Raw genomic sequence first — 7,727 nt, 5'->3', positions numbered from 1 at the left:
GGCAACAACAATCAATGTACGATCAAAGTTGTCATCGTATTGACGACTGCATCGTTAGCCTCACGCAACCCCAAGTGCGTCCCATTGTTCGAGGCAAGGGGGGAACACCTGTAGAGTTTGGCTCCAAACTCTCGGTTAGTTGTGTCAATGGCAAGGTATTTCTCGACCATCTCAGTTGGGATAATTTCAATGAATCGGTAGATCTTCCGACTCAGGTGGAACTGTTTAGACGTATTTACGTCTTTTTTGTCGGCATGAAATTGGCGTTTCAGCACCTATCCCTGATTAGCTGACCAGTACCAATTTGCTTAAGTCCTATAATTATGTTAAAATCCTAAGAAATTATCTGAAGTTTGGGGGCTAAATGACGTGAGGATTAGGAAAAAAAAGTCTTTACAAGAATTTCCCGCAGTTAAACCAGTCTCCTTAAATTTACAAACTAGACCATTTGCACTAAATGAGTCTCAAGAAGCAAAATGTTTACTAAATCCACAACTATCGAGTAAATCTAATAGTCATCATTCACAGAATTTACTAGAAAAATTGATTTCTACACCAAAAGTTGATTCTGCTGTTATACCTGTTCAAAGAAAACCACAAAATCGATTGAAGTTAATGCGCTCTCAACAGATGCGTATACCAATTCAAGCAAAGTTAAGTGTTGGGGAAGCAAATGATCGATATGAAAAAGAAGCTAACAACACTGCCATAAAAGTCGTTCAGCAGATCAATTCCCCAACACATGATAACTCTGTCCAACGACAGGAGTTAATGGAAACTGAGGATGAACCACTGCAAAGGAAGTCTCTAGTCCAGAGACGAGAAAATCTCAGTGGCGAAGAAGCTTCAACAGATTTAGAGTCAGCTATTCAAAATGCGCGTGGGAGCGGTCAGTCGCTAGATGTAGGAATCAAAGCCAAGATGGGGCAAGTGATGGGGGCAGATTTTAGTGATGTTAAAGTACATACAGATTCGCAGTCTGACCAGCTAAACAGATCAATTCAGGCAAAAGCTTTTACAACAGGAAAAGATGTTTTCTTCCGACAAGGTGAATATGCCCCCAGTAGCAAGAGTGGACAAGAACTGATCGCCCATGAGTTAACCCATGTAGTGCAGCAACAGGGAAGTGGGACAAAAACTGTTCAACGGCTAATTACGGCAGAAGAATTATCTTCACCAGAGAAAGCTGGAGCAGCCAAAAAAGACAAAAAATTTGGAATTGGGAAACTCAGTTTTACAAAAAAAATGAGTGGTTTGTATAAATCAGTTCTGATTTCACTAGATCAGTATCATAACTATAAACCTGGTATTGTTAGTTCTAACAAGAGCAGACGAGATGGTAAAGCAAATTCAATCAAACAACTTCTAGAGAATGTAAAGACAGCTTGCCAAAATTACTTTAATGAACATAGTGACGTTGAGACTGATCCCAGAACAAAGCATATTACTGCTCTTTTTACATCAGCAGCAATGGAGATCCAAGCAGTTGATGCGATCGCTAAAAATCCATCTTATCAGGGAATGGATTGGAAAATGGCGATCGCGCCATTCATGCGTATGCATGAACTTAGTAGCAGTGGAGCGTTAGATGATAGCCAATTTCATGGTTCTGGAGCGGTCTTGCTAGACAAGATTGATGGTCGTCTTAGGACTGGAGCTTCTTTGGAAAAAGAAGGTATCATTCGAGATACAGGCGAGGGTGATTTCTTTAGTCGTGCGAAGAAAGATGATGAGAAAGTAGGCGAGAAGGAATTTATCTCAACAGGGCAAGGATTGCCTGGAATGGGTACTAGCCTACAGTATGCGATCGCCGCCAGTGATGATAAGAACTATAATACTGCTCGCTATAGTGATAATGAGTTAAAGGATGAACTAAATAAGCTTTATGTAATTATCAGCAACTGGGATAACAATCTCAATCAAGTTCCAGAAGATGACATTATGGGTGCGCGGAAAAATTTGGGTCAATTCAAAAATCTTTACAACCGATTGGAAGGTGAACGCAAAATACGCGAAAATCTACCCAAAAATCATGCAAGAAGAAGGGGAGAAACATACACAGAATCAACTTATGGGTTGTTGATCGAATTTGCTAGTCACGATCTTGACATCCGCAATCCGAGACCAGATATAACCTTCAGAGATGATAACGAATCCTATCGGGCGCTTGGGGGAGAACGTAGCATTCATAACGAATCGGTAGATCTACGAGATCCCGGACGACTGTTGCGCGTTTATTGTCCACTCAACAAGATGGATACCGTCCGCCAAAAAGTCGCTACAATCGTTCAACATAATAACTTTGAAGTGATTCCCTTTGAAGCACTTGTAAATATGCCAGACGCAATGAAATGGACTCAAATTGCTACGGCTGAGACTCTGGAAACACAATATGAAAATATGCGTAAAATGGTCTTAGAAGCCTATTCTAAAGGTATGAATACGGGTACACCGATTGACAAAAATGCGCTAACAAGAGCAGCGAAAAGGATTGGGCTAGAATAATGAGAACTAGAGCGTAGAGCAATACCCCTATACTTCTCATCTCAAAATGTGGAGATGGTGATCGCATTAGTTAACGAAATAAAACAGAAGCCACGATTTTGTCAAATTTGAGAGATAGTTATGCAAAAATAGCCAAAGCCAAGAATATATAGATCGTCTGCAAATAAGTATAGAGGCTACTAACTATGAAGCGCACCTATGAAAAGGACAACCGACCCGTAACTTCTTCTGTCAATCCTACTACTCTAAATCTACAAACTAGACCTTTTGCGCCGCTTCAGTTAGATCCATCTCAAGTTAACGAAATGGCTGAGGGTAATTCAATTCAAGCTAAAGGTGCTTCATCGGAAAATTTACTCGAAAAACTAATTTCTACGCCAATCCCTGAATCATCGGCTACTTCAATTCGGAGAAAACCATTTTCCTCTAAATGTATGCCGATTCAAGCAAAACTAAACATCGGTGAGCCTGATGATAAGTATGAGAAAGAAGCTGATAATACTGCGGCTAGGGTAGTTAAGCAAATCAATTCATCACCACAGGATAGTTCTGTCCAAAAGCAAGAAGGCGAAGAAGCTTCATTGCAAAGATCTCTAAGCTCTTCCATCCAACGGGAAGAGGGGATAGAGGAAGAGGATGAAGAATTGCAAATGAAATCTCTAGTACAGAGACGTGAAAATATTAGCGGTGGTGAAGCGTTAGAAGACTTAGAGTCCTCAATTCAAAGTGCAAGAGGTAGCGGTCAGTCTCTAGATCCTAGTCTCCAAACTAAGATGGGTCAAGCCATGGGATCGAACTTTAGTGGCGTAAAAATTCATACAGATTCACAGTCCGATCAATTAAACAAATCTATTCAAGCAAAAGCATTTACAACTGGGCAAGATGTATTCTTTAGGCAGGGAGCATATGAGCCGAGTAGTCGAGGTGGTCAGGAGCTAATTGCTCACGAGTTAACTCATGTGATGCAACAAACAGGCATACAAGGTAAAAGCGATATAACTAAAGTATCAAAAAAGACAAACCACACAAAGGATAACCTAATTCCTGTTCAGGACAGAAGTATTAAAATTTCGTCGTCTAGCCTCAGTCATGGTCAAACTATCCAAAGACTCAGTTTAGTAAACACCAACTGGGAAGATGTTACAAATGTTAAGGCGAGCGAAGGTGGTGTTGGTGGTGTTCTATTTATATCAGATAGAAGATCTGCGCTAGTTGTCAAGCCTGATGTTCGCCAGAAAGATGAAGAAATGATAGCGTCTCATTTGCATGGAGCAATGGCATCAACTAATAAATCAAAAAGGGGAGGAAAGTGGAATATTTCAGGACTAGAAAGGCGCTTTGCGACTACAGATGATGTCAAGCGTATCAAAACTCGTGCATATAAAATCAGTCAGGATTATGATGATCGCACTATTAGATTGTTAAGTTCGATTCAAGCTGACACGACGATGATTCAAGAAGCTGCAAAAGGGACAAGTGGCTTCGGTGAACTATTGCAAGAGCAAGCGAAAGATGGTGGTCATATTATAACTGGCGAAAATAGAACAATCGGCAGTAAAGCGAAGGTCAAAAAAAGTAGCCCACTCAAAATGCTAACAAAAGATGCCTCTTTTGCGATCTCACTGGGTCGTCTTGCAGCAGCAGACATTTTTCTTGGAAACTTTGATAGGATTATGGGTTCTGCAAACCTAGATAATCTGCTTATGGATGTGAGTAAAGGAAAGATAAGCCCAATTGATAATGTTGATCCAGCAAGTCGCGTTAAGTTTACAGAAGATATTGGGGCTAACCCAATTACGTTGAACGATTGGCAGAATCATCCCCTAGTCGCAATGTTTATTAATGGAGATTATATGAGCCTAGCTGAGGAAGCATGGGATTCGGGTAATGTCACCATCAACACGCATATGAAATTCATTGATGAGATTGTTACAGGTGAGAAAGTAGGAGCTAATCCAAGAGAGTTTAATGTAGACAATTCAGAAAGAGTAGAAGTTATAAATAAATTAAATAATCACTTACAGACAATCATGGCAAACTTCGCTCATGGGTTGGCTGTCGGAAGACAGGAAATAATTAAAGCAGGGCCGCTTCCAAAAACAGGACAGTGGCGTGATGAAAGTGCAGACCTATACAATGATAGATTGAATTTACTATAGTGCGATCGCTGCTCTTGGAGGGTCAAAGTAAACCAAGAAAAAAACATCATACACACATCACCTCATTCGCCAACTTGCTCTCCTTCTGCAACTTCCACTAAGTTAGTGATGAGGATTAACCGATGTACTTTGAGCAAATACTTACAGCACTTTGCACTTCAACCCAAATCAAGAAAAAAATATTGAAAGTGTTGCGAAGCAACACTTTCAATATTTTTTTGTAGTTCGTTTGATCGGAAATTGCTGTAAGAAGATTGTGCTTATCTCACTTAATGGTTTGTTGTATGTACCAATAGCTTAAATATACGACTTATTGCTGATGATATTTAGAAAGTTTTAGCCATAAATAAGAATTAAGCATATAAAAATAATGATTAATTAAAGTGGTTTTATTTTGCTACAAAAAATTTAGAGGCTAGAACAATATGGGTAGAAAAAGAACAAAGGAGACTTTATTTCATCCTGTTTTATCTCCTAGTCCTATGACTCTAAATCTGCAAACTAGAGCTTTTGCACCAAATAACTCCCTAGAAAAAGAATCCTTGCAAAAGGATGACACCTTCAAAGCTAATAAATCTTATGTATCAGAGAATTTATTAGAAAAACTAATCTCAACAACAAAATCTGAATCTTCCACTTGCCCAGTTCAACGAAAGTCGCAGAATCGGTTGAAAAAAGTTCAATCTCAGCGCATGGCGATCCAAGCCAAGTTGAATATCGGTGAACCAAATGATAAGTATGAGCAGGAAGCGGATGAAACTGCATCTAAAGTTGTTCAGCAGATAAATTCGACATCACAGGATAAATCTGTCCAAAAACAAGAAGCAATGGAAGAGGATGAAGAATTGCAAATGAAGTCTTTGGTGCAGAGACGTGAAATTCTTGGTGGGGGAGAAGCATCAACAGATTTAGAGTCATCGATTCAGAGTGCGCGGGGTAGCGGTCAATCTCTAGAGCCAAATCTGCAAGCTAAGATAGGAACTACTGGACAGAGGAATCTAGCAAAAGCCGCAGATGCTAGTCCTAAGCTACAAATGGAGTCAATTAATCAGAACAATCAGGTACTGCTAGTACAGGCTCGGATGAGCGATAACGTTGGCGACTGGCAAAAAGCATCACAAGTTTTTGGCAGAAAACGACCTAAATATTTTAAACGTATAGATCAATCAATAGATAAACGAGGAGACTTAATTAAACAACGCAATGAACTTGATTACCTTGATTATCTTGAAGAAAAGAGTGACTGGGCATTAGAAGTAGTCAAAGGCAAAAATAATTTATATAATTCCCACGATCAAAAGGTTCTGAATAGCCTTAAGGCTGAAATCAAAGAAATTAGACCATCAATAATTGAAAAAGAAAGAAAACGTCTCAAGAAAGAGAACTTTCAGCAGCAGGGATTGAAGAATACAACTGTCGGAATGGAAAATTTTCTCGATACTCTATCTCCTGAAACAGTTAAAGAATATAGAGAGGTAGCAGAGGTTAGTGGCAAAGATGATTTAGAAGCTTCAAAAGGATTGCAGGATATTTTAGGTAAAGGTACTTTTGGTGCGGTATATTCACTCGGAAAACGTGACGAACCAACAAAAAAATATGCGGTTAAACAATCTATCATGTCATATGATAAGAAATATGAAAAATACGACGAGAAAAAATTAGAACGTAAAAGAGCTGTTTATATTCCTCTTATTGCTAAAGAACTAGGATTTAATCATATGCCTCTTGCTGTTTCGCAAGAACAGCAAGAGGTAGAACAACGAGGTAAAAAAGGATCGGGGACTGTTTCTCATTTGGCTCCAGGTAAGAATGCCTCAAAATTATTAGACTATGAGAAGTCTGTTAATGAGCGTGAAATTAACGGTCTTCGTAATTTTCTTTTCTTTTATGATGAGAATGGTAAACTCCAAAATACGAATGAAGAACAAAAAAACGCACTTTTGGTTCAACAGGAGAAAGAAAATCTAGACCAAATAATGAAAGTGGATGAACAGCAAATTCAAGACACGATGATATTTGATATGCTGTTTGAATATCAAGATGGGTGGGCGAGTCAATATATGATAGATGACAAAGGAACGCTGACCAAAATTGATAATGATGACTATGGTTTAGCTAAAGGAAGTAATTCCAGGGGGGAAAAGTCTAGCTCTTTTGTCACTGGATTACCTCAAGCTAACAGATTGCTAACGGATAAAACGAAGGATCGAATTAGGAACATAGATCCTGATCATTTAGAATTAATGCTGGCAGCAGCGCAATATAAAGCTAAGGACAACAAAGATGCTCCAAAACGCGAAAGCCTCTTTGATGCCAAAGCGATTGAAAGAGCCAAACGAAATCTAGCAGATCTCCAGTTATTAATTGAAATTGGGGAGGAATTTGAGGGACTTTCAGGACGAGAGTTGTTTGACTTCTACAACTCAAGAGATAAAGAGGGAAATTTAGATCCCAATAGTAGTAGAAAAGAAGAATATGCTGCAGGGGTTAAAATGGTTACGAAACAATCAGAAGCTTTTCCCAGCCAAGTCTACAATTCCTTTGGTAGTGAACAGCCGCCGACTGTTTGGAAACTTCACGCAGCACTGGGAAAACTCGATAAAGATGAGCAGGAAAAATTAGTCAAAACTCGCGGTGTTCTGGATAAAGATGCATTTAATAAGCGTCTTCAGGAAGAATTAGAACGGCGACCAAAAAACTAAAGATAAAGCCAAGAAAAGATGTGCGTTCACTTTTCCCTCTTATTCTCCTATTTCACAGTTGAGGCATCACATCATTAGCTGCAAACGCATCTCTGGCAAAAGTGCTGTACTCCTTTATTGATTAACACCACACCTACGACAACAGTGCGATCGCCGATTGCATAGGTTAGATTGAAGAATAAACCCCAACATCAACAGACCTTATTGGCAAAAGGTGATCGTATTTCCAGTCATTGATTTTTGGCCCACATTCCGCTCGTAATGGAATGAGAAAAACAATTACGAAACAGGTGCAGGGAGCAAATAATAGCGTTGGCAGGTGGGAGAAAAAAACTTTAAAATATGAAGCCGAAGAGGAGAC

The 7,727-nt window shown here is 39.3% G+C and carries 3 protein-coding genes and 1 pseudogene; all 4 read left to right on the top strand.

What is annotated here, in order from left to right; all coding sequences use genetic code 11:
* A pseudogene (locus B9G53_RS23325) lies at window positions 1-233 on the top strand (IS5 family transposase); the annotation flags it as partial.
* Between the two features lie 136 nt (window positions 234-369).
* On the top strand, window positions 370-2,505 hold the full coding sequence (locus tag B9G53_RS23320) for a DUF4157 domain-containing protein (protein ID WP_254923780.1): 2,136 nt from the start codon (window positions 370-372) through the stop codon (window positions 2,503-2,505).
* 185 nt (window positions 2,506-2,690) lie between these two features.
* Window positions 2,691-4,664, top strand: coding sequence for a DUF4157 domain-containing protein (locus B9G53_RS23315; protein ID WP_254923779.1), 1,974 nt, complete (start codon window positions 2,691-2,693; stop codon window positions 4,662-4,664).
* Window positions 4,665-5,089: 425 nt separating this feature from the next.
* Window positions 5,090-7,366 carry a hypothetical protein gene (locus B9G53_RS23310; RefSeq protein ID WP_141211870.1) on the top strand — a complete coding sequence of 759 codons (2,277 nt, stop codon included), beginning with the start codon at window positions 5,090-5,092 and terminating at the stop codon, window positions 7,364-7,366.
* The last annotated feature ends 361 nt before the right edge of the window (window positions 7,367-7,727 follow it).

This window comes from Pseudanabaena sp. SR411, assembly GCF_002251945.1.
In the GTDB taxonomy this organism is placed as follows: domain Bacteria; phylum Cyanobacteriota; class Cyanobacteriia; order Pseudanabaenales; family Pseudanabaenaceae; genus Pseudanabaena.
This window is presented reverse-complemented; position numbering and strand designations above follow the sequence as displayed.